General features: G+C 69.6%; 1 protein-coding gene. It reads right to left on the bottom strand.

The genetic code is table 11. The features are described 5' to 3' along the window. Positions 1-106: 106 nt before the first annotated feature. Complete coding sequence (locus tag H0B43_RS33910) at positions 107-26,890, bottom strand: non-ribosomal peptide synthase/polyketide synthase (RefSeq protein WP_185950092.1); 26,784 nt, start codon at positions 26,888-26,890, stop codon at positions 107-109.

Below are 26,890 nucleotides of genomic sequence, written 5' to 3'. Positions count from 1 at the left end.
GTTGCGTAGAGATCGATTGTTACCGAGTTCGCAGGAGATATCGGGATTCGGGCCCGCCCGTTACGTCAATGAGATAAGAGGCGGGCCCTCCGCAACCACTAGAAGGTCAGTGCGTCCGCAGATAGTCCTCCAGAACCGGCCCCACCACGGCCAGGACCTCGGGTTCGATCATCTGATTGTGTTCGCATTCGATCTTGACTTCCCGGATGTCTCCGGTGACGGAACTCCGCCATTCCTCGGGTGAATGCTCTTCTGTGGATGCCGATCCGGCCGCGGTGAAGAACAGCAGATCGCCGTCGAACACCTGGGGCCTGAAGTTGCTCATGATCCGCGAGGAGTTCGTGAAACCGGCACTGATCCGTTCGAGGTGCTGCGGGGTCAGACCGGTCTTCTGCCCGAACGCGTCGTCCAGCAACTCGACGGCCCGCTCGTAGGTGAGTTCCTCGCCCGAGACGGACTCGAGGTCGAGTCCGAGACCGTGGAGCAGCTCCGGCACCGTGAGCGTGCCCGGTCCCTGGTCTGCCTCGTTCGCCACGTAGCTGTCCATGACGGCCAGCGTCGCCACGGTCTCACCCTCGCGCCGCAGTTCGACGGCCATCGCATGCGCGATGACACCACCGAGCGACCAGCCCAGCAGGTGGTACGGCCCGTGGCTCTGCACCTTGCGCATCTCCAGCACGTACCGGTGCGCGAGCTGCTCGATCGAGTCGAACGTCGGGCCGCCGCCGATGACCGGCAACTGCAGGCCGAAGACCGGACGGTCCTGCGAGAGGTGTTGCAGCAGGCCCGCATACCCCCACGACAGACCGATGCCGGGATGGATGCAGAACAGCGGCGGCTCGTCGCCCGTCGGACGCAGCGGAATGACCGTGCCGAGCGCCTCGTCGACCGGCGACCCGGCTGAATCGTCCGCCTCCACCCGCAGAGCCAGGCCCGCGGGGGTCGGGTCCAGGAACATCGACTGCAACGGAATCTGCCGTCCGAGACGGTCCTGCAGCACGGTGATCACCCGGGTGGCGACGATCGAGTTGCCGCCGAGGTCGAAGAAGCTGTCGGCGGTGCCGACCCGGTCGACGCCCAGTACCTCGGCGAAGGCCTCGACGATGATCCGCTCGGTCGCCGTGGTCGGAGCCCGGAACGCGGCGCCGGTGGTGCCGAACTCGGGCGCGGGCAACGCCTTGCGGTCGAGTTTGCCGACCGGGGTCATCGGGATCTGGTCGAGGATCACCACCGCGGACGGCACCATGTGGGCGGGCAGGCGGTCCGCCGCGTGGGTACGCAACTCGGCCGGCTCGAGATCGTGCCCGTCGGCTGCCCGCACGTACGACGCGAGGAGCGTGTCGCCGGACGGCCCCGTGTGACCGATGGTGGCCGCGAACGCGACCGCCGGATGGCGGGCGAGGACGGCGTCGATCTCACCGAGTTCGATGCGGAACCCGCGGACCTTCACCTGGAAGTCGGTGCGGCCGATGTACTCGATGGTGTGGTCGCCGCGCCAGCGCACGACGTCACCGGTGCGGTACATCCTGCGGCCGGGCTCCCCGTACGGGCAGGCGACGAAGCGTTCCGACGTCAGTGCCGACCTGTTGTGGTACCCGCGTGCCAGTCCCGGCCCGGTGATGTACAACTCGCCGGGAACGCCGGCCGGGACGGGCTGCAGGCGCTCGTCGAGGACCAGCGAACCGAACCCCAGCGCGGGTGCGCCGATGTTGACCACCCCGCCCGGACGCATCGGGGCGCTGACACTGGCCTGGATCGTCGTTTCCGTGGGCCCGTACCCGTTGTGCATGTTGCGGTGCGCACCCCAGATCTCCACCAGTTCCGGAGGGCAGGCCTCGCCGGCCACCGCGAGCACCCGGAGCGACTCGAGCCCCACGTCCTCGATCGACGACAGCGCCGTGGGGGTGATGAACGCGTGCGTGACCGCGTTGCGCCGGAACAGATCCGCCAGCTCGGCGCCACCGAAGACGGTGGGCGGCACGATCACGACCCGGGCCGATGCGCCGAACGCCATCATCAGCTCGAAGATCGACGCATCGAAACTCGGGGACGCGAGGTGCGACACCCGGGAATCGTGCGTGACCTGGAACCGCTCGTGTTCCTCCGCGGTGAGGTTGGCCATGCCGCGGTGAGTGACGATGACGCCCTTCGGTTTTCCGGTCGATCCCGACGTGTAGATCAGGTACGCCGGGTGCGCGAGATGCAGCGGGATGGTGCGGTCGGCGTCGGTGACCGGCGCCGAAGACACACCCGCGACCTGCTCGGCGAACGCGGGGTCGTCGAGCACCAGCCACGGCACCGTGTCGGGCAGGTTGTCGCGGCGATCGGCGACGGTCAGACCCACCGATGCGCGGCAGTCGGTGAGCATGTAGTCGATGCGGTCCCGCGGGTAGGTGGGGTCGACGGGCACGAACGCGGCACCCGACTTGGCCACCGACCAGATCGACACCACTTCCTCGATGGACCGCGGCATGCCGATGGCCACGAAGGTTTCCGGTCCGACACCCTGGTCACACAGGACCCGCGCCAGCCGGTTGGACCACTCGTCGAGTTCGCGGTAGGTGACCTGCCGGTCCTCGTACGACAGCGCCACCGAATCGGGGTCGAGGGCCGCGGCCGCCGTCAGCAGGTCGGGCCACACCTCGGGGCGCACGTCGGGCTTGCCGCGGGCGGGCACCATCGCGTCGATCTCCGCGTCGTCGAGCAGCGGGAGGGTGCCGATCGACCGGTCCGGGTCGGCGACGACGGCCGTGAGGATCCGGACGAAGCGGTCCGCGATCGAGCGGGCCGTGCCGGGGTCGAACAGCGAGACCGCGAAGTCGAGTCCGCCGGCGATGCCCGCGGGGGCGCCGTTCTCGTCGAACCGCTCGGCCAGGATCACCTCGAGATCTTCCTTCACCACCTTGGTTTCGAGGTCCACGTTCTCGACCCTCAGGTCCGGCAGTTCCAGTGTCGGGTTCTCGGTGTTCTGGAATTCGAGGGCCACCTGGAACAGCGGTGAATACGACGTGGACCGGGTGGGGTTGAGTTCCTCGACGAGCCGCTCGAACGGCAGGTCCGAGTGCGCGAACGCGGCGAGATCGGTCTCCCGGATCCGCTGGACCAGTTCGGTGAACGACGTGGCCGGATCGATCCGGTTCCGCAGGACCAGCGTGTTGACGAACATGCCGACCATGTCGTCGAGTGCGGCCTCACCGCGCCCGGCGACGGGGGTGCCGATGACCACGTCGTCGGTGCTGCCGAGCCGCGCCAGCAACACGGCGAGTGCGGCGTGGACGGCCATGAACATGGTCGCGTTGTTGGCGCGGGCCAGCTCCGTCAGCCGCTGGTGGAGGTCGGCGTCGATGGCGAACTCGACCCGATCGCCCTCGAACGTCTGCTGGACGGGACGGGGCCGGTCGGTCGGCAGCTGGATGACGTCCGGCAACCCCGCGAGGGTCTCCGACCAGAACCGCAACTGGCGGTTGATCATCGACTCGGGATCGTTCTCCGAGCCGAGGCCGGCGTGCTGCCACAGCGTGTAGTCCGCGTACTGGACGTCCAACGGATTCCACTGCGGGCCGTCGCCGCCGAGCCGGGACGTGTAGGCCACCATCACGTCGCGGGCGAGCGGGGCCAGGGAGAAACCGTCCGCACAGATGTGGTGCACCACGATCGTCAGCACGTGATGGTCGGGTGCGGTCCGGAACAGGGCCGCCCGGACCGGGACGTCGGTGCTGACGTCGAATCCGCGCGACACCAGATCCATGATGTGCCGCGGCAGGTCGTCCGCTGCCACCGCGACCGTCTCGACGTCCGGTCGGGCATCGGCGGCGGCCAGGATCCGCTGGGTCGGTTCGTTGTCGACCGTCGGGAAGACGGTGCGCAGCGTCTCGTGGCGCTCGAGGACGTCGGCCATGGCCAGCCGCAGGGCGTCCTCGTCCAGGGTTCCGGTCAACCGGACGGCCAACGGGATGTTGTAGGCGGGTGAGGACGTGTCGAACTGGTTGAGGAACCACATCCGTTTCTGCGCCAGCGACAGTGGAATCACCTCGGGGCGCTCGACCGGTGCGAGCGCCGGGCGGGCGCCGCCGCTCACGCTGTCGCCGACCCGCTCCGCCAGCGACCGGACGTCGGGAGCCTCGAACAGGGCGCGCACACCGATGTCGGTGTCGAGCGCGTCCCGCAACCGTGCCGTGACACGGGTGGCGACCAGCGAGTTACCGCCGAGATCGAAGAAGTTGTCGTCGATGCCGATCCGTTCGAGACCGAGGACGTCGGTGAAGATGTCCACGATCGTGCGTTCGAGCTCGTTGGTCGGCGGCTGGAACTCCGTGGTGGTGACGTGGAACTCGGGTGCGGGCAGCGCCGACCGGTCCAGTTTGCCCACCGGCGTCAACGGGATCTCGTCGAGGAACATGATGCTCGTCGGCACCATGTGCGCTGGCAGCCGGGTCGACAGGTGCGCGGTCAACTCGCCGGCATCGACGCCGTCGGCCGTATTGGGCAGCAGGTAGGTCACCAGGACCGTGTCGCCGGACGGGCCGGGAACACCGAGGGTTGCCGCGAAGCTGACCCCGGGGAACGCGGCGATCTCGTTGTCGATCTCGCCGAGTTCGATGCGGAACCCGCGGATCTTCACCTGGAAGTCGCTGCGGCCCACGTATTCGACGGTGTGATCGGCGCGCCACCGGACGATGTCACCGGTGCGGTACATCCGCTCCCCCGCCTCCCCGAACGGGTTGGCTACGAACCGCTGACTGCTCAGTTCCGGACGCCGGTGGTAGCCGCGGGCGAGACCCGCGCCGGTGATGTACAGCTCCCCGGGAACGCCGACGGGCACCGGCTGGAGCCGTGAATCGAGGACGAGTTCACCGACGCCGCGGATCGGACCGCCGAGGGTGATGGGATCTCCCACCGTCATCGGGTCGCTGATGTTCGCCATCACCGTGGTCTCGGTGGGGCCGTATGCGTTCGACAGTTGCCGGCCGGGCGCCCAGCGGGTGACCAGTTCCGGCGGGCACGCCTCGCCGCCGAACACGACGTGCTGGAACTCGTCGAGCCCCGCCGGGTCCACCGTGGACAGCGCAGCGGTGGTCACGAACGCGTGGGTGACGTGCTCCGACCTGATCAGTTCCGCCAGTTCCGCCCCGCCGTACACGGTGGGCGGCGCGATCACCATGGTGGCGCCGACCCCGAACGCCTGCAGATATTCGAACACCGACCCGTCGAAGCTGGGTGTCGAGAAGTGCAGGGTGCGCGACGTCTGCGCGGCGGCGAACCGCTGCCGCTGGTCCTCGGCGAAGTTGTCGAGGCCCTCGTGGGTGACGACGACGCCCTTCGGCTTGCCCGTCGACCCCGACGTGTAGACGATGTAGGCGGCGTTGTCGAGGCTGATCGGCGACCGTCGATCCGAATCGGCTACCGGCAGAGCCGGTTTCGCCTGGCACGCCTTCTCGAACTTGGGTGAGTCGAGTTGCAGCCACGGCACCGAGTCGGGCAGCGCCTTCTCGTACGCGGCCATGGTGAGCCCGATCGTGGCCCCCGAATCGGTGAGCATGTGCTCGATGCGGTCCATCGGGTAGTTCGGGTCCACGGGAACGAACGCGGCGCCCGTCTTCGCCACCGCCCACACGGCGAGAACCGACTCGATCGATCGCGGGATGCCGAGCGCGACGAACGTCTCCGGACCGGCGCCTCGGGAGATGAGAACCCGTGCCAGCTGGTTGGACCGCTCGTTGAGTTCCCGGTAGGACACGTTGCGGCCCTCGAACGTCAGCGCCGTGCGGTTGGGGTCCAGCGCCGCGGCGTCCTCGAAGATCTGCGGCAGCGTGCGGACGGAGAACCCGGGGCGGCCGCGCACCGGGGCGAACTCGGCGAGTTCGGCCTCGGTGAGCAGTTGCATGTGAGCCAGCGGAATCTCGGGCCGGTCCGCGAGCGCGTCGAGCACCCGCTGCAGCCGATTCGCGATCTCGTCGATCTCGCTCACCTCGAACACCTCGGGAAGGTATTCGAACTTGAAGTTCAACCGCGCGTCACCGGACGCGACGACGGCGAGGGGGTAGTGCGCGGAGTCCTTGCCGTCGATCCCGGTGACGAACATGCCGGCGATGTCCGTCTGCTCCGTCAGTCCCGCCTCGTCGACCGGGTACGACTCGAACACGGTGAGCGTGTCGAATGTGGCACCGCCGCCGACCGCCGACTGGATGTCGGTGAGACCGACGTAGTGATGATCGAGCAACGCCGCCTGCTCACCCTGCACTCGTTCGAGCAACTCCCCCAGCGTCTCCCACGGGTCGAGGACCACACGCACCGGCAGGGTGTTGATGAACAGACCCACCATCGACTCGATCCCCGCGATCTGCGGCGGTCGGCCCGAGACCGTCCCACCGAACACCACGTCGGACCGGCCGACCAGGCCCCCCAGCACGATTCCCCACGCCGTCTGGACGACGGTGTTGAGGGTGAGGCCCCGTTCCCGGCTGAGGTCCCGCAGGCGGGTGGTCTGCTCCTCCGACAGGGTGAACGCGGTTTCCTCCGCGACGACGGAGTGCGCCTCGCCCCGCTCCAGCGGGGCCAGCAGGGTCGGCTCCTCGGCGCCGTCGAGCGCGGTGCGCCAGGCATCGAGGGAGTCGGTGGTGTCGTGCCGCTTCATCCATGACAAGTAGTCGCGGTAGGAGTGCACCCGGGGCAGCAGGCCGGCGTCGGCGTCCGTGGCGTAGAGCGTCAGCAGGTCGCGGATCACGAGCGGAGTCGACCAGCCGTCGAGCAGGATGTGGTGGTTTGTCAGGACCAGCCGGTAGTCCTGCTCGGTGAGCCGGATCAGGGCGAGGCGTAGCAGCGGCGCGCTCGCCATGTCGAATTTCACCGACCGGTCCCGCGCCATGATGGCGTCGTACTCGCGGGCGGTCGCGTCGGCGTCGAGCGCCGACAGGTCGAACTCCGACCACGGCAGCGCGACGTGCTGCTGGATGATCTGGGCGGAGGCGCCGGCACTGTCGTGGACGAAGGCGGCCCGCAGGTTGGGGTGCCGGTCCAGCAGTGCCTGCCCGGCCCGGCGCAGCCGGTCCGGGTTCACGTCCCCACGCAGCTTCAGCGCCAGCTGCACCAGATACGGGTCGACCGTGGCGTCGGAGAACTGGGCGTGGAACAGCAGCCCCGACTGCAGCGGGGAGAGCGACCAGATGTCCGACAGCGCCGGGAACCGGGCCTCGAGCCGATCGATCGCGTCCTGGTCGAGCGTGACCAGGTCCAGGTCGGACGGGGTGACGCCGCCGGCGTCGGGCCGCGCGACGTGGGTGGTCAGCGCGGTGAGCGCCTGCACCCACAGGTCGGCGAGGGTGCGCACCTCGGACGGGGTGAGGACCCCGGTCGGGAACGCCCACGTGGCCCGCAGCCGGTTGCCATCGGGTCCGGTCCCGGTGACGGCGTTGATGTCGAGCGCCGACGCCACCGGGATGTCGGAAGCGGGAATGTCGTCGAGTTTGGTGTCCGTCACCGGAACCCAGGCGTGACCGTGGACGTCGGTGGACGTCGCGCCGCCCAACCGGCCCAGGTAGTTGAAGGTGACCTGCGGCTTCGCCAGCGCGCGCAGTTGATCGGCGCTGTCGGGGTCCAGGTAGCGGAGCATGCCGTAGCCGATGCCGTGGTCGGGGATGGCGAGCAGTTGTTCCTTGATCGCCTTGATCGCGGCACCGGCGGCCGCGCCCCCGGCGAACGCGTCGTCGAGGTCGACGCCGGTCAGGTCCAGGCGCACCGGGAACATGGCCGTGAACCAGCCGACGGTGCGACCCAGATCGGCACCCGGCAGCACCTGGTCCTCGCGGCCGTGACCCTCGAGGCTGACCAGCGACTCGCGGGTGAAGTCGCCGTGACCGCGCCGCCACTGCGCCAGCGCCAACGCCAGCGCTGTGAGCAGGCCGTCGTTGACGCCGCCGTGGAACGCCTCGGGGACACGGGTCAGCAGCGACTCGGTGACGTCGGCGGGGACCTCGACGGTGACCTTCTCGACGGTCCCCGCCACGTCGATCTCGGTGTCGAGGGGCCGCGATCCGATCAGCGGGTCGTCGGCCTCGAGCACCCGCCGCCACAATTCGATCTCACTGCCGCGGTCGCGGGTCGCGTCGACAAGTCCGTGCGACCAGCGCCGCATCGACGTGCCAACCGGCTCCAGCGCCGGTTCCTGACCGGCGGAGACCTGCGCCCAGGCGGTCGCCAGGTCGGGGACGAGGATCCGCCACGACACACCGTCGACCACCAGGTGATGGGCCACGACGAGCAACCGGCCGCCCTCGGCGCCGGCGTCGAACCACACCATCTGCACCATCACGCCGGCCTCGGGGTCCAGTCGTCCTGCGGCCGAATCGAGTTCGCGCGTGGCGATCTCCGCGAACGCGGACCCCACCACCGACGGGACCTCGACCCGGTGCAGCACGTCGTCCACGTCGACCGCTCCCGGGGCCTGCACCTCGATCCGCCACTGCAGTGCGGCGCCGAGCAGGCGCGCCCGCAGCATGTCGTGGTGATCCACGACGGCCGCGATCGTGCGCTTCAGCAGGTCCTCGTCGGCCGCTGGGGGCAGGGAGAGCAGCGCGGTCTGGGTGTAGCGGCGGAAGTCGCCGCCGCGTTCGAGCAGCCACGCGGTGATCGGGGTGGTCGGCATCTCACCGATCCCGCCGCCGGGCAATTCGTCGAGCACCACCACGTCGGCGGCGCCCGCCCACGATGCCACCTCGGCGAGGGAGGCGACGGTCTTGGCCTCGAACACGTCCCGCGGGGTGAGGACCACCCCGGCTGCTTTCGCCCGGGCCACCAACTGGATCGACATGATGCTGTCGCCGCCGAGCGCGAAGAACGAATCCTCCACACCGACGGAGTCGAGTCCGAGGACCTCCGCGAACAGTCCGGCCAGGACGGTTTCCATCTCCGTGGCCGGGGCCCGACCTGCCGAGACCCGGGCCCCGAAGTCGGGCTCCGGCAGCGCGCGCCGGTCGAGTTTGCCGTTGCTCGTCAGCGGCAGCGCGTCCAGCACCACGAGGGTCGCGGGCACCATGTACGAGGTGAGCTGGGTGCCCACGAATTCGAGGGCGGAGGACACCTCGACGGTGGCACCGGATTCCGGAACCACGTACCCGATCAGCCGGTGCCCGCCGTGCCCGTCGTCGCGGGTGAGGACGACGGCCTGGGCGATGCCCCGGTACCGGAGCAACGCCGATTCGATCTCACCGAGTTCGATGCGGAAACCGCGGATCTTCACCTGGAAGTCGCTGCGGCCCAGGTACTCCAGCTGACCGTCGGTGTTCCACCGCGCGAGGTCGCCGGTGCGGTACATCCGGGCGCCCGGCCGGAGCGGATCGGCCACGAACCGGGTGGAACTGAGCGCGGCCCGGCCGAGATAGCCGCGGGTCACCTGGTCACCCGAGACGTACATCTCCCCGATCGTGCCCGGGGGAACCGGGTGCAGACGGCGGTCGAGGACGTGCACGTGCAGGCCGGCGATTCCGCGGCCGATCACGCTGGCCGACGCGGACTCGGCGAAGGCGCGGTCCAGGGCGAGGTAGCTGACGTGGACCGTGGTCTCGGTGATGCCGTACATGTTCACGAGGGTCGGCGCGGTGTCGTCGTGCCGCGAATACCACCGGCCGAGCTGACCGAGGTCGAGCGCCTCACCACCGAAGATCACGTACCGCAGCGCCAGGGCCGCGGCGTTCACGTCGATCTCCGAGACGATGCGGTCGGTCTCGGCGAGCTGGTAGAACGCCGTCGGGGTCTGGTTGAGGACGGTGACCTGCTCGTTGCGGAGCAATTCGTGGAACATCTCCGGCGACCGCGCCGTGTAGAAGTCGACGACGACGAGTCGCCCGCCGAACAGCAGGGGTCCCCACAGCTCCCACACGGAGAAGTCGAATGCGTACGAGTGAAACATCGTCCACACGTCGTTCTCGTCGAACCCGTAGAGCGGCTGGGTGTTCGCGAACAGCGTCAGCACGTTCCGATGCGAGACGACCACCCCCTTGGGGCGGCCCGTGGAGCCGGAGGTGTAGATGACGTAGGCCACCGACGCGGCATCGAGCGGGGCCATCCGGTCGGCGTCGGAGATCGCCGCGGGCGACTGCTGCGCCAGGTCCGCTGTGGTCTCGGGGTCGTCGAGGAGCACCGCCGGGGTTTCCGAATCCGGCAGGGCGGAGACGTCCCCGGTCGTGGTGATGACGCAGTTCGGTGCCGCGTCCTCGAACACGAACGCCAGCCGGTCCGCCGGGTACGTGATGTCGACGGGCAGGTAGCCGCCGCCGGTCTTGATCACCGCGAGCAGGGCGATGATCAGGTCGCAGGTGCGTGGGAGTGCCACGGCCACCAGCGTTTCCGGGCCCACTCCCTGGGAGATGAGCAGGCGGGCCAGCCGGTTCGAGCGGGCGTCGAGTTCGGCGTAGGTCAGCGCCACGTCCTCCGACGTCACCGCGGTGGCCTCCGGGAACCGGGCCACGCTCTGCGCGAACCTGTCCGCGAGGGTGTCGGTGCCTGCCTCGACTCCGGCGGTGTTCCATTCGATCGCCATCGCCGACCGCTCCGCGGCGTCGGTGATCACGATGTCGCCGACCGGGGTCTGCGGGTCGGCGGTGACGGCGGTGAGGATCCGCAGGAACCGGTCGGCGAATGTACGGACGGTGCCTGCGTCGAACAGATCGGTGGCGAAGATGAACGACGCGGTGATGCCCGACGCCACCCCGTCCGCGTCGAACCCTTCCTCGACGCTGAGCTGCAGATCGAACTTGGCGACCTCGAGGTCGAAATCGACGGCGGCCGCGGTGAGTTCCGGAAGCTCCAGCCGTGGGGTCTCGTTGTTCCGGAATTCGAGCATCACCTGGAACAGCGGCGAGTGCGCGGTGGAACGCTCCGGCGCAAGGACGTCGACGAGCCGCTCGAACGGCAGGTCCGAGTGGTGGAACGCGGCGAGGTCCGTGGCCCGCACCTGATCGATCAGGGCGCCGAAACCCTCCGCGGGGTCGACGGCGCTCCGCAGCACCAGGGTGTTGACGAACATGCCGACCATGTCGTCGAGGGCGGCGTCGCCGCGGCCGGCGATCGGGGTGCCGACCGCGATGTCCTCGGTGGACGTCAACGCCGACAGCAGCACCGACAGGGCGGCGTGCACGGCCATGAACATGGTGGAGTTGTGCTTACGCGCCAGCGCCGACAGTGCCCGGTGCACGTCCGCGGGAACGGTGAAATCGACCTGCGCGCCGCGGAACGACTGCTGGACGGGCCGCGCCCGGTCCGCCGGCAACTGCAGCAGTTCCGGCAGGTCGGCGAGCTGATCCGTCCAGTACCGGAGCTGCTGGGAGATCAGCGATTCGCCGTCGCTCTCGCTGCCCAGCGTTTCGAGCTGCCACAGCGTGTAATCGGCGTACTGCACCGACAGCGGGTTCCACTGCGGCGCACTGCCCGCGATGCGGGCGGCGTACGCCGTCATGACGTCGCGGGCGAGCGGGGTGAGCGAGAAGCCGTCGGCGCAGATGTGGTGGACCACGATGACCAGCACGTGGTCGTCGGGGGCGAGGGCGAACAGCGCCGATCGCATCGGTACGTCGGCCGTCACGTCGAAACCGGCGGTCGCGAGACCGGCGATGTGTTCGCGCAGTTCGTCCTCGGACACCTCGGTGATCTCGAGGTTCGGTGTCCATTGCCCGGGCGAGAGCACAACCTGGGTCGGTTCCCCGTCGTGGGACGGGAACACCGTCCGCAGCGATTCGTGGCGGACGAACACGTCCGTCACCGCCGCGCGCAGCGATTCGACGTCCAGGTGTCCGGTGAGCCGCACGGCCAGGGGAATGTTGTAGGCCGCGGAGGAGGTGTCGAACTGGTTGAGGAACCACATCCGCTTCTGCGCCAGCGACACCGGGACGTGGTCGGGCCGCGGCATCGGGCCGAGCGGGATCCGCGCGTGGTCGCCGTCGTGGGCCGGGGCGAACGCCGTCGACTCGATCAGGCGCGCCAGGAGGTGGATCGTCGGCGCCTCGAACAGGGTGCGAACGCCGATGTCGGTGTCCAGTTCCGCGGTCAGGCGCGCGGCCACCCGGGTCGCGATGAGCGAGTTGCCGCCGATGTCGAAGAAGTTGTCGTCGACGCCGACGCGTTCGATGCCGAGGACCGTGGTGACGACGTCGGCGATGGTGTGTTCGAGCACCGTCGACGGCGGCCGGAAGTCGTCGGTCGTGGGCAGGAACTGCGGTTCGGGCAGTGCCGCCCGGTCGAGCTTGCCGACCGGGGTGAGCGGGATGTCGTCGAGGATCATGATGCTGGACGGCACCATGTGCGCGGGCAGCAGGTTCCCGGTCCACTCCTTGAGCTCCGGTGGTTCGAGCACCGAACCCGCCTCCGGCAGCACATACGACACGAGGACCGTGTCGCCGGCGGGCCCGGGGCGGCCGAGCGTGACGGCGAACGCGACGGCCGGGTGTCCGGCGAGCGCGCTGTCGATGTCGCCGAGTTCGATGCGGAACCCGCGGATCTTCACCTGGAAGTCGGTGCGGCCGAGGTATTCGACCGTGTGATCGGACCGCCACCGTGCCAGGTCGCCGGTGCGGTACATCCGGTCACCGGGCGCGCCGTACGGGTTGGCGACGAAACGCTCGCTGGTCAGGCCGAGGCGGGCGTGGTATCCGCGGGCCAGGCCCTCACCGGTGATGTACAGCTCGCCGGCGACTCCGACGGACACCGGTTGGAGCCGGGCGTCGAGAATCACCTCGGCGACGCCGCGGACCGGGGCACCGATGGTGACCGTCTCCCCCACCTCGAGGGGGTCGCTGATGTTGGCCATGATCGTGGTCTCGGTGGGGCCGTACCCGTTGAACAACTTGCGGCCCGGCGCCCACCGGGTCACGAGTTCCGGTGGAACGGCCTCGCCGCCGGCCACCACGTTCTGGAAGACCTCGAGACCCTCAGGGTCGACGGAGGCCAGCGCCGCCGGGGTGATGAATCCGTGGGTGACGCCCTCGCTGCGGATCACGTCCGCGAGTTCCTCACCGCCGTACACGGTCGGCGGCACGATCACCATTGTCGCGCCGACGGCGAACGGCAGCAGGTAGTCGAGGATCGAGGCGTCGAAACTCGGCGACGAGAAGTGCATGGTCCGCGACGACGGTCCCGTGGCGTAGCGGGCGCGCTGCTCCTGCGCGAAGTTGTCGAGGCCGCGGTGGCTGACCACCACGCCCTTCGGGGTGCCGGTGGACCCGGACGTGTAGATGACGTACGCCGGGTGGGCGAATCGCAGGGGAACGATGCGCTCGTCGTCAGTGACCGGCACGGCCGGCAACTCCCGCGCGGCCGAGTCGGTCTCAGCGTCGTCGAGGGTCAGCCAGGTGACCGTCGCGGGCAGTCGGTCGCGATCGGCGCCGACCCGCACACCGAACGTGGCGCCGGAATCCGTGAGCATGTGCTCGACGCGCTCGCGCGGATAGTTCGGGTCGACCGGAACGAACGCGGCGCCCGTCTTGGTGATCGACCAGACCGCGAGCACCGATTCGATGGACCGGGAAATACCCAGCACCACAATGTCTTCCGGCCCGACTCCGCGACCGATGAGCAGGCGCGCGAGCTGGTTGGAGCGTTCGTCGAGTTCCCGGTAGGACATCCGCCGGTCGCCGAACACGAGAGCGGTCGCGTCGCCCGCCGCGGCGGCGGTCTCGGTGAACATCTGCGGCAGTGTCCGCTCGGAGCGACCGGGCCTGCCCCGCACCGGGACCAGTTCGGTCTCCTCCTCGTCGGTGAGCAGCCGCAGTTGCGCGAGCCGCATCCCGGGCCGTTCGGCGAGCGCGATCAGCGCACGGACCATCCGGTCGCCGATGCGCTCGACGGCCGCCCGGTCGAACAGCTCCGGGAAGTACTCGAGCTTCAGTTGCAGATGCTCGTGCGCCGAGGCGATCAGCGCGAGGGGGTAGTGCGCGGCATTGGCGCTGTCGTGTACGTCGAGGATGTGCATGCCGGCGATGTCGGTCTGCTCCGTCAGTCCCTCCCGATCGACGGGGTAGGACTCGAAGACGGTCAGCGTGTCGAAGCCCGCGCCCGCGCCCGCCACCGATTGGATGTCGGTGAGGCCGACATAGTGGTGATCGAGCAACGCCGCCTGCTCACCCTGCACTCGTTCGAGCAACTCCCCCAGCGTCTCTCGCGGATCGAGGGTGACCCGAACGGGCAGGGTGTTGATGAACAGACCCACCATCGACTCGATGCCCGCGATCTGCGGCGGCCGGCCCGAGACCGTCCCGCCGAACACCACGTCGGACCGGCCGACCATGCCGCCCAGCACGATTCCCCACGCGGTGCGGATCAGAGTGCTGAGGGTCAGGCCGTGTTCGCGTGCGATCACGCTCAGCTGATCGGTGCGGTCGACGTCGAGTTCGACGAGCAGTTCACTCGACTGCGAGTCGCTCGTGACCGAGGCGTCGGCCGGCGCGAGCAGCGTCGGCTCCTCCACCCCGGCGAGGGCTCGCTGCCAGACCCCGAGGGAGTCCTCGGTGCTGCGATGCGACATCCAGGCGAGGTAATCGCGGTACGGGTGCACCCGCGGCAGCGCCGTGGCGTCACCCTCCGTGGCGTACAGGGTCAGGAGGTCGCGGATGAGCAGCGGCATCGACCAGCCGTCGAGCAGGATGTGGTGATTCGTGACGATCAGGCGCTGCTCGTCCGCGCCGACGTGGATCAGCATGAACCGCAGCAGCGGTGGGGTGGCCATGTCGAATCCGCGGAGCCGGTCCGCGTCGACCAGTTGCGTGATCTCCGCCTCACGGGCCTCCTCGTCGAGGTCGGTCAGGTCGATCTCCGTCCACGGCAGTTCCGCGTACCTGTGGACCGCCTGGACCGGGGTGCCGCCCTCGTCGTAGACGAACGACGTTCGCAGGTTCGCATGCCGGTCGAGGAGAGCCTGTCCGGCAACCCGCAGTCGGGACGCGACGGCGCCGCTCAGTTCGAGCGTCATCTGCACGGTGTACGAGTCGATCGACTCGTCCGCCAGCAAAGCGTGGAAGAGCAGTCCCGACTGCAGCGGCGACAGCGACCAGATGTCGGCCAGCGCCGGGAAGCGCGACTCGATGCGGTCGATGGCGTCCTGGTCGAGGCTGACCAGTTCGAGGTCGGACGGGGTCACGCCGCCGGCGTCGGGCCGGGCCGCATACGTCGTGAGCGCGGTCAGTGCCTGCACCCACAGTTCCGCGAGTTCCCGGACCTCGGCGACGGTGAGGACTCCGGCCGCGTAGGCCCAGGTGGCCCGGAGCTGGGGCCGGTCCTCCACCTCGGTGGTGACGGCGTTGACGTCGATGGCCGACGTCACCGGGGTGTCGAGGTCCTGCGCGCGGTCCATGTCGACCTCGCCGGTCGGCGTCCACCCCGCCCGGGTCGCCGCCTCCGACAGGTCGGCGGCGAAGCGCCCGAGGTAGTTGAAACTGATCTGCGGCAGCGAACGGGCCGCGAGCAGCGGAGCCGTGTCCTCGTTGAGGTAGCGCAGCATGCCGTACCCCATGCCGTGGTCCGGGATCGCGAGCAACTGTTCCTTGATCGCCTTGATCGCGGAGCCGGCGGCCTTGCCGCCGTCGAAGGCATCGCCGAGGTCGATGCCGGACAGATCGAGGCGCACCGGGAACATCGCCGTGAACCAGCCGACCGTGCGGCCCAGATCGGCGCCGGGCACGACCTGGTCCTCACGGCCGTGGCCCTCGAGGCTGACCAGTGTCCCGTCGACGGGCCTGCCGTGCAGGGTGTGGCCGCGGGTGCGTCGCCACTGGGTGACGGCCATCGCCAGTGCGGTGAGCAGTCCGTCGTTCACGCTGCCGTGGATCGACTCCGGCAGGGCCGTGAGCACGGCCTCGCTCACCTCGGCGGGGAGCTGCACGGTGACGCGGCCGACCGTGGCGTTCACGTCGACGTCGGGGTCGAGCGGGCGGCTGCCGACCAGCGGGTCCTCGCAGTCGAGGATGCGTTGCCACAGGTCGAGTTCGCCCGCCCGGTTCGCCGCCTCGTCGACCAGTCCGTGCGCCCACCGGCGCATGGACGTGCCGACCCGGTCGAGAACCGGTTCCTGGCCCGCGGAGATCTGCGCCCACGCGGTTGCGAGGTCGGGCACGAGGATGCGCCACGACACGCCGTCGACGACGAGGTGGTGCGCCACCACCAGCAGGCGGCCGCCGGCCTCCCCTGCGTCGAACCACACCACCTGCACCATCACACCGGCGGCGGGATCGAGCCGGTCCAGCGCGGCGTCGAGGTCCGCGATGACGGCGGCCGCGAACGCAGGGGTTCCCGGGGCCGCGGACACCGCGACCCGGCGGATCAGGTCGTACGCCTCGACGGATCCGATCGGCCGGACCGCGAGATGCGATTCCTCCGCGGAGACCATCAACTGCGCGCGGAGCATGTCGTGCCGGTCGAGGACGGCCTGGAACGTGCCGATGAGGGGTTCGAGGTCGCGGAGGTTCGGCGGCGCAGTCAGCAGCGCCGACTGCGACATCCGGTTGAACTCGCCGCCGCGCTCAAGCAACCACTTCGTGATCGGCGTGGTCGGCATATCGCCGACCCCGCCGCCGGGCAGTTCGTCGAGCACCACGATGTCCGAGGCGCCCACCCAGGATGCGACCGCGGCGAGACCGGCAACGGTCTTGGCCTCGAACACGTCCCGCGGAGTGAGCACCACCCCGGCGGCCTTCGCTCGGGCCACCAACTGGATCGACATGATGCTGTCGCCGCCGAGCGCGAAGAACGAGTCCTCCACCCCGGCGGATTCCAGGCCGAGGACCTCCGCGAACAGTCCGGCCAGCACCGCTTCCATCTCCGAGACCGGGGCACGGCCGGTCGACACCCGGGCCCCGAAATCGGGCTCGGGCAGCGCGCGGCGGTCCAGCTTGCCCGCCGGGGTCAGCGGCAATTCGTCGAGGACGATCAGTGCGGACGGCACCATGTACGGGGCGAGAAATCCGCCGACGAAATCGAGAACGGCTTCCGGATCCAGTTCTGCACCTGCCGTGGGAACGAGGTAGCCGACGAGGCGGTTGGCGCCGGTGCTGCCCTGATGGGCCGACACCACCGACCGGGCGACGCCCGGGTACCGCGTGAGGGCCGTCTCGATCTCGCCGAGCTCGATGCGGAAGCCGCGGATCTTCACCTGGAAGTCGCTGCGGCCCAGATACTCGAGCTGGCCGGCGCCGTTCCACCGGGCCAGGTCACCGGTCCGGTACATGCGCGCGCCGAGGCCGCCGTACGGGTTGGCGACGAACCGCTCCGCCGTCGTGCCGGCCCGGTCCTTGTAGCCCCGGGCCAGGCCCGAACCGGTGACGTAGAGTTCGCCGGTCACCCCGCTCGGCACCGGATGCAGGCGTGAATCGAGCACCATCTCCCCGGTTCCCATCGGTGGGCGGCCGATGGTGACTCCCTCGCCGGGCACCATCGGTCCCGTCACGCTCGACACCACGGTCGCCTCGGTGGGGCCGTAGGCGTTGAACATGCGCCTGCCGCCGGTCACCCACTGCGCCACCAGTTCCGGAGGGCACACGTCGCCGCCGGTGGCGACGCACTCGAGCAGGTCGAGGCCCGCCGGGTCCACGGACGCCATCGCGGCCGGGGTGATGAAGGCGTGCGTGACCCGGCCCTCGCGCAGCACGTCGGCGAGTTCGGTGCCGCCGATGACGGACGCCGGGGCGATCACCATGGTCGCGCCGGACCCGACCGCGAGCAGCAGTTCGAGGATCGACGCGTCGAAACTCGGCGACGAGAAGTGCAGCGTGCGTGATCGCGGGGTGACCCCGAACCGCACGCGTTCGTCGGTGGCGAAGTTCGCGAGGCCGCGGTGCGTGACGACGACGCCCTTCGGTGTGCCGGTGGACCCGGACGTGTAGATCAGGTAGGCCGGGTTCTCCAGTGCGAGCGGATGGGTGCGGTCTGCGTCGGTGACGACGGCGGCGGAGTGGGTGCTCACCTCCTCGTCGAAACCGGGTGCGTCGACCACCACGTAGGACGTGCATTCCGGCAGCGTGGGACGGAATTCGGCGACGGTGAGCGCGAGGGCGGCGCCGGAGTCGCTGAGCATGTGGACGATCCGATCGGTCGGATAGTTCGGGTCGACCGGGACGAACGCGGCACCGGTCTTGGCCACCGCCCACAAGGACAGCACCGACTCGGGCGAGCGTGCCATCGCCAGCGCGACCACCGACTCCGGGCCGATACCGCGCCCGATCAGCAGCCGGGCGAGACGGTTCGACCGCTCGTCGAGTTCCCGGTACGTCACTTCCCGGCCCTCGTACGACAGGGCCGCCGCCTTGGGATCGACGGACGCTGCGGCCGCGAGCAGTTCGGGCAGCGTCCGCGGTTCCGCGTCCGGCCCGTCCATCACCGGGGTGAGCGCCGCGCGTTCCGACGCCACCATCAGGTCGATGTCGCCGACCGCCATTCCCGGCTCGGACGTCACCGCGTCGAAGATCCGCTGCAGGTAGTCGGCGAATCCGGCGATCGTGGACGCGTCGAACAGACTCGCCGCGTAGGTGAAGGCCGCGGAGATGCCGGCGGGCTCCCCCGACACCCCGAATTCCTCGGTGAGGGTGAGCTGCAGGTCGAAGTTCGAGATGTCCGTGGCCAGGTCGAGGCCGGTCACGGTCAGCCCGGGCAGCTCCAGCCGCGGACGCTCGTTGTTGCGGAATTCGAGCACCACCTGGAACAGCGGCGAATGCGACGTCGCACGTTCGGGTGAGATCGCGTCGACCAGCCGCTCGAACGGCAGATCGGCATGGTGGAAGGCGTTCAGGTCGGTGTCGCGGACCGTGGACAGCAGTTCGGTGAATGTGCCGGACGGTTCGACCGGGGTGCGCAGCACCAGGGTGTTGACGAACATGCCGACCATGTCGTCGAGTGCGGCGTCGCCGCGGCCGGCGATGGGTGTGCCCACCGCGACGTCGTCGGTGTCGCCGAGCCGGGCCAGCAGCACGGCCAGCGCGGCGTGCACGGCCATGAACACGCTCGAATTGTGTTCGCGGGCAGTCGTGATCAGCCGGCTGTGAACCTGCGGGGCGATGCTGAACGAATGGATCCCTCCGCGCATCGACTGCTGCGTCGGGCGGGGATGGTCCGTGGGCAGCGCCAGGAGTTCCGGAAGCCCGGCGAGGGTGCGCGTCCAGTAGTCGAGTTGCGCGGCGAGCAGGCTGTCGGGGTCGTCGGCGTTGCCGAGCACCCGGTGCTGCCACAGGGCGAAATCGGCGTACTGCACGGGCAGCGCCGTCCAGTCCGGGGCCTGTCCCCCGGTGCGGGCCGCGTAGGCGGTCATCACGTCCCGGGCGAGCGGGGCCATGGAGAAGCCGTCCGCGCTGATGTGATGGACGACGATGACGAGCACGTGCTCGCCGGGATCGGTGCGGAACAACGCGGCGCGCACCGGCACCGACACGGTGACGTCGAATCCGGCGCCCGCGAGACGCGAGATGTGCTCGGGCAGTTCCTCTTCCGTCGTCTCGACCGGCGAGAGGTCCGGTACCACGTCTTCGGTCGGCAGAATGACCTGGAGCGGTTCGCCCTCCACCATCGGGAACCGGGTGCGTAGCGACTCGTGCCGATCCATCACGTCGGCGACGGCGTCCTGCATCGCGTCCTCGTCGAGGTCTCCGGTCAAGCGCACCGCGAGCGCGATGTTGTAAGCCGGGGAATCGAGGTCGAACTGGTTGATGAACCACATCCGCTTCTGCGCCAGCGACACCGGCAGACGGTCGGGGCGGACCCCGGCGACCAGGGGCGGACGTTCCGCGTTGTGGACGGCCTCGGATTCGATCCGGGAGGCCAGGGTGGCGACTGTCGGGGCGTCGAAGATCTCGCGGACACCGATCCGGCTGCCCAGCGCGGCGTTGACCCGCGCCACCAGCCGGGTCGCCACCAGCGAGTTGCCGCCGAGGTCGAAGAAGCTGTCGTACACGCCGATTCGGGGTGCATCGAGCAGATCTGCGAAGATCGAGGCGAGAATCTCCTCGATCGGGTTGCGCGGGGTCACGAATTCCGCGGACGGGCTGAGGAACTCCGGCTCGGGCAGAGCGCCCCGGTCCAGCTTTCCGGTGGCGCCGAGCGGGAACCGGTCCAGCACGATGATGCGGGTCGGCACCATGTACGCGGGCAACGCCTCCGCCGCCGCGTCGCGCACGACGGCGGTGTCGATGTCAGCGCCGGCCACGGGGATCACGTACCCGACAAGGCTTTCGCCGGTGGCCTCGCTGCGGTGCACGGTCACGACCGCCTGTGCCACCGACGGGTGCGCCAGCACCGCCGCCTCGACCTCGCCGAGTTCGATGCGCTGGCCGCGGAGCTTGACCTGGAAGTCGCGGCGGCCGATGTATTCGATGTTGCCGTCTGCGCGCCACCGGACGACGTCGCCGGTGCGGTACATCCGCTGTCCCGGAGCCCCGAACGGGTTGGCCACGAACCGGTCCGACGTCAGGTCGCTGCGGCCGACGTAGCCGCGGGCCAACTGCACGCCGGCGAGGTACAGCTCGCCGTGCACTCCGACCGGCACCGGGTGTAGGCGGGAGTCGAGGACGTAGACCTGGGTGTTCCACACGGGGGCGCCGATCGGGACCGAGGCCCGGTCGCCTTCGGTGCACTCCCAGTACGTGACGTCGACTGCGGCCTCCGTCGGCCCGTACAGGTTGTGCAGTGCCGCGGAACCGAATTCCCGGAAACTGTCGGCGGTGGCGGGCGGGAGGGCCTCACCACTGCAGAACACCTGGCGCAGCGAACCGCACAGGTCGGGTTCGGCGCCGGCCGTGAACACCGCCAGCATCGACGGCACGAAGTGCATGGTGGTGACCTGGTGATCGGCGATGATGTGGGACAGGTAGGTGGGGTCGCGGTGACCGTCCGGTGCGGCGAGGACGAGCCGCGCCCCAACCTCGAGGGGCCAGAACAGTTCCCACACCGAGACGTCGAACGTGACAGGCGTCTTCTGCAGCACCACGTCCGTGTGGTCCAACCGGTACGTGTCCTGCATCCACAGCAACCGGTTCGCGATCGCCCGGTGGCTGACGGCGACACCCTTCGGCCTGCCCGTCGATCCCGACGTGTAGATCACGTACGCGGTCGAATCGGGGTGGATCCGACCACCCCGCTCGGCGTCGGTGATCGGGGTGCTCGCGCGCCGCGACAGGTTGAGGGTGTCGATCTCGATCACCGGGGCGGCGGAGCCGTCGACCCCCTCGCACCGATCGCGGGAGGCGGTGAGAACGCACGTGGGTTCGGCGCTCTCGATCACGTACGCGATCCGCGAAGCCGGATGGTCGGGGTCGAGCGGAACGTACGCCGCCCCGGTCTTCTCCACCGCATAGATGGCGATCATCAATTCGAGCGAACGCCGCAGGGCCACGGCGACCCGGGATTCGGGCCCGACTCCCCGGGCGAGGAGTTCGCGTGCCAGCCGGTTGGCGCGGGCATCGAATTCCGCGTACAGCAGTTCTTCCTCCGCGAACACGATGGCCACGGCATCGGGCGTCCGCGCCACCTGCGCCTCGAACAGGTCGACGAGGGTCGCCGACGCGGGAACGGCGACGTCGGTGTCGATCCACTGCTCGAGCATCCGCTGGGTCTCGGCCGCGCCGATCAGGTCGATGTCGCCGACCTTCACGTTCGACCGGGCGGTGATGGTCTCCAGCAGGGTGACGAACCGTTCGGCCAGGGCCGTCATCGTCGGCGGGTCGAACAACTCGGAGGCATAGGAGAACTGGATGTCGATGGCGCCCGGGGCACCGGAGTCCTCGGTGTGCTCGGTGAGGATGACCTGCAGATCGAACTTCGCGGCCCCGGTCTCGAGCGCCTCGACCTCCACGTCCAGCCCGGGCAGTTCGAGCCGCGTGTTCGCGAACCCCTGCAGCACGAGCATCACCTGGAACAGCGGCGAATGTGCCTCGGAGCGAGTCGGTTTCAGTTCGTCGACGAGCCGCTCGTACGGCAGATCGGTGTTGCTGAACGCCTCGAGATCGACGGAGCGGGTGTGCGAGAGGATCTCGGGGAAGCTGCGGTCCGGGTCGACCGTCGTGCGCAGCACCACCGTGTTGACGAACATTCCGACGACGTCGTCGAGTTGCCGTTCGCCGCGACCGGAGACCGGCGAGCCGATCGACACGTCGGACGATCCGCTCGACCGGGACAGCAGGACCGCGAGCGCCGCGTGCACCACCATGAACAGGCTGGCGTCGTGGGCGCCGGCGATCTCGAGCAGCGCGGCGTGGATGCGGGCCGGGATCGTGAAGTCGGCGGTGGCGCCGATCATCGACTGCCGGGCCGGGCGGGGACGGTCGGTCGGCAGGTCCATGACCTCCGGCGCGCCGTCGAGGGTGCGCGTCCAGAACGCCAGCTGCCGGGTGAGAAGGCTGGTGGGATCGTCGGCGGAACCGAGTAGTTCACGCTGCCACACCGCGAAATCGGCGTACTGCACCTCGAGTGGAGCCCACTGCGGGGCGTCGCCGGCGGCGCGGGCGTGATAGGCCACCATCACGTCCCGGGTCAGCGGGGTCATCGACAGACCGTCGGCGGCGATGTGGTGAACCACGAACACGAGCACGTGATCGTCGGTCGCGGTCCGGTACAGCTCCGACCGGATCGGCGGCTCGACGGTGACGTCGAAGCCGGCGGCGGCGTCGCCGATCAGGCGGAACTCGAGGTCGTTCTCGGCGACCTCGATCGCGTCGAGTCGAGGGCTCACCTCGGCGACGGGCAGAACCACCTGGATGGGACCGTTGGGGGTGTTGGGGAACACCGTCCGCAGCGACTCGTGCCGGGTGAGGACGTCACCGACCGCGGTCCGCAACGCGTCCACGTCCAGCGTGCCGCGCAATCGGATGGCGACGGGAATGTTGTAGGCGGGCGACGCGGTGTCGAGCTGGTTGATGAACCACATGCGCTGCTGGGCCAGGGACACCTGCACCGGGCCGGAGCCGGCCCGCGGGGCGAGGACGGGGCGGGCGGAGACGCGGGGCCCGAGGGCGTCCACGCGGGCGCTGAGCAACGCGACACTGGGCGCTTCGAACAGATCCAGCACCCCGATCTCCGTGCTCAGGGCAGTGTTGACCCGGGACACCACACGGGTCGCGACCAGGGAGTCGCCGCCCAGGTCGAAGAAGCTGTCGTCGACGCCGATGCGGTCGACGCCCAGGAGGGTCGCGAACACCTCCGAGATCTGCATCTCGGTCGGGGTGACCGGCGCCCGGTAGACGGTGGACGTGGCCTCGAACTGCGGCTCCGGCAACGCTTTCCGGTCGAGCTTGCCCGCGGGGGTCAACGGGACCTCGAGGAGCACCATGACCCGGGCGGGCACCATGTGCGCGGGCAGCGCGGCCGCCGCGTGCTCGAGGATGTCGCCGACGGCGATCTGCGCCCCGTTCTCCGGCAGCACGTACGTCACCAGGGCCGTGTCGCCGGACGGAGCGGTCCGCCCGACCGTGGTCGCGAAGGCCACACTCGGATGCGAGCGGACGACGGCGTCGATCTCACCGAGTTCGATGCGGAAACCGCGGATCTTCACCTGGAAGTCGGTGCGGCCCAGGTATTCCAGCTGGCCGGCGGCGTTCCACCGGGCCAGGTCGCCGGTCCGGTACATCCGCTCGCCGGGCTCGCCGTGGGGGTCTGCGACGAATCGCTCGGCCGTCGGAATGGACCGGTTGTGGTACCCGCGTGCCACACCGTCGCCGGTGATGTACAGCTCGCCCGGAACCCCGACCGGGACAGGGTGCAACCGCGAATCGAGCACCAGCAGAGCGCAACCGCGGGACGGACGGCCGATCGTCACCGGTTCGCCGACCGTCAACGGTCCGGCGACGCTCGCGACGACCGTGGCCTCCGTCGGACCGTACGCATTGAACATGACACGACCAGGCGCCCATTGTTCCACCAGCGCAGGAGGACAGCTCTCGCCGCCGGTGACGACGCACCGGACGTGGTCGAGTCCGGTGGGATCGACGGACGCCAGGGCGGCCGGGGTGACGAACGCGTGCGTCACCCGTTCGCGACGCAACAGGTCCGCGAGTTCGGTGCCGCCGTACACGGTCGACGGTGCCACAACCATCGTGGCCCCGGCCCCCACCGCGAGAAGCAGTTCCAGGATGGACGCGTCGAAACTGGGTGACGAGAAGTGCAGGGTGCGCGACCCTGCGGTGACGTCGAACCGCTGCCGTTCGTCCTCGGCGAAATTCGCGAGACCGACGTGGGTGACGACGACTCCCTTGGGGGTGCCGGTCGAACCGGACGTGTAGATCAGGTACGCCGGATCCTCGGTCCGCAGCGGCCGGAGACGGTCGGCGTCGGTCAGGGCGCCGGGCGTGTGCTTCGCCAGATCCCGCCGGAACGATCCGTCGTCCATCACGAGCCACGGGGCGGTGTTCGGCAGCGACGCGCGGTGCGCCTCGACGGTGAGACCGATGACGGAGCCGGAGTCGGTGAGCATGTGCTCGATGCGGTCGGCCGGGTAGTTCGGATCGACCGGCACGAACGCGGCACCGGATTTCGCGACCGCCCACGTTGCCAGCACCGACTCGATCGAACGGGCGATCGCCAGCGCCACAACCGAACCCGGCCCCACGCCGTGGCCGATCAGCAGGCGGGCGAGACGGTCCGATTCCGCGTCGAGTTCCGGATAGGTCAGGGTGCGGCCCTCGAAGACGAGGGCGTCTCCGTCGCCACCCGCCTCGACGGCCCGGCGGAGCAGGTCGGGAAGGGTGCGCGCCTCCACCGGGGGTTCGTCCCGGACGGGCGCGAGCGCCGCGTACTCGGACTGCTCGAGGAGGTCGATGTCCCCGATCGGTGCGCCGGGATCCGCCGTCACCGACTGCAGGATGCGAACGAACCGGGCGGCGAGCGCTTCGGCGCTGCCACGGTCCCAGACGTCCGTGGCAAATCGCAGTCGGCCGTTGATGCCGCCCGTCTCCGATTCGGTGAGGGTGAACACGAGATCGAGCCCCAGGGCGCGGTGTTCGCGCTGGATCGGGCTGACCGTGATGTTCCCGGACGAATCGTGCGGGTGCCCGCCGTCGGTGAATTCGAGCATCACCTGGAACAGCGGTCCGTGCGACGGATCGGGTTCGGTGACGAGGGCGGCGACGAGATCGTCGAACGGCAGCGCCGCCCGCGCGAACGCGGCCCGGTCGGCGTCCCGGACCCGGCTCAGGTGATCGGTGAACGTGGACGCGCCCTCCACCTGCGACCGCAGGACCGCCTTGTTGAAGAATGCGCCGGCGTCCGGGTCGTCGGAGTCGATCGGGTCGCGCCCGACGATCGGGGTCCCGATCACGACGTCGTCGGTGTCACCCAGTCGGCCCAGCAGGATGGCCAGCGCGGCGTGCAGGGTGGTGAAGATCCCGGTGCCTGCATCCTCCGCCAGCAATGCCGCGCGGCGTTGCACCTGCGCGTCGACGGCGAACCCGACGACTTCGCCGGTGCTGCTCCGCTCGGCGGGACGCGGCCGGTCCAGCGGCAGCGCCGTCACCTCCGGCAGGCCCGCGAGTTCCCGGGTCCAGAAGTCCAGCTGGGACTGGCGCTCGAGGAACCGGGCGCCGAGGCGAGCGCTTTCGGGGTGGATGTCCGCGGTCCGCGTCTGCGGGTCCGCGGTGACGAACTCCTCGATCAGCTCCACGAACCGGCGGTGGTGGGCGCGCAACTCCTCCGACCCGTACCGGTTCGGGTTGCCGCGGAAATCGAGCAGGGTCTGGCCCTCACCACCCTGATAGATGTTGACCAGCAGATCGTCGACCGGACCGGACGTGACGATGTGGTACTCGCCGGTGACGGCGCCGAGGGTGAACGCCTGGTGGAACAGCATCACGTTCACCATCGGGCCGGCGAGGCCCTCCGCGGTGCCGGCGAGTCCGGCGTCGCGGCGGATATCCTCGAGGCTGCAGCGTTGGTGGCGGAGCGCGCCCATCAGTTCCAGCTGGACCCGCTGCACGAGTTCGGCCACGGTGTCCTCGCGGCGGACCGTGATGCGCAGCGGGGCCACGTTGACGAGCATGCCTCCGGACCGCTGCAACGGCGCGGTGGTGCGCGCCGACACCGGCAGGTTGACGAGCACGTCCCGCTTACCCGTCATCCGGGACAGGTAGCAGGCGAACCCGGCGACGAGGACGGCGGCGGATGTGGCGCCGACCCGCTGGTCCGACTCGCCGAGGAAGGCCAGGGCGTCATCCGAGATCTTCGCGCTCTCGAGCCGGCTCTGCGCCGCGGCGGGCGCGTCGTGGGTGGCCAGCGTCGATCCGTGCTCGATACCGACAATGCGGTCGGCCCAGTACTTCCGGTCGTTCTCGAAGCGGCTCGACGCCCGGTACCGCTGGTCCAGTTCGTACAGCTCGCGCAGATCCAGCGCGCGATTGGGAGCCGGTTCGGTGCCCTCGATCGCCGCCGTGTACAGCGCCGCGATCCGATTCACCATGGTCATGCCGCTGTACCCGTCGAGCGCGACGTGATGAATCCTGGTGTACCACAAGTAATGCTGCTCACCGACCTGCAGGACGGTCATCTCGACGAGACGGTCGCGGGTCAACCGGAGCGGTGTCGCGTAGTCCTCGTCGATCCATGCCTGCGCCGCCGCCATCGGTTCCGGTTCGTCACGGAAGTCGAGGAACCCGATCGACGGGTCGATCGTGAAATCGACAGCCTGGTACGGCTCCCCGTCGACATCGAGCAGTCGCAGGAACGGCGACTGGAATTCCTGCCCGGCCCGCACCGCCGCTTCGCTCAACAGGTCCAGGTCGATGTCGCCACGCAACTCGACGTACTGCGCGATGAACTTGGGAACCGTCGGGCTCAACTGCTGCGCGAACCACATGCTCCGTTGCACCGAGGAGAGCGGGAAGGCCCCTTCGGGAACGCTCACGCCGTCGGCGCCGTCATTCGGCTGCGGCGAATTCACACTCGTCAT

Source organism: Rhodococcus sp. 4CII, from assembly GCF_014256275.1.
GTDB lineage: Bacteria > Actinomycetota > Actinomycetes > Mycobacteriales > Mycobacteriaceae > Rhodococcus_F > Rhodococcus_F wratislaviensis_A.
The sequence above is the reverse complement of the archived record's forward strand: the minus strand, read 5'-3'. Positions and strand labels throughout refer to the sequence as shown.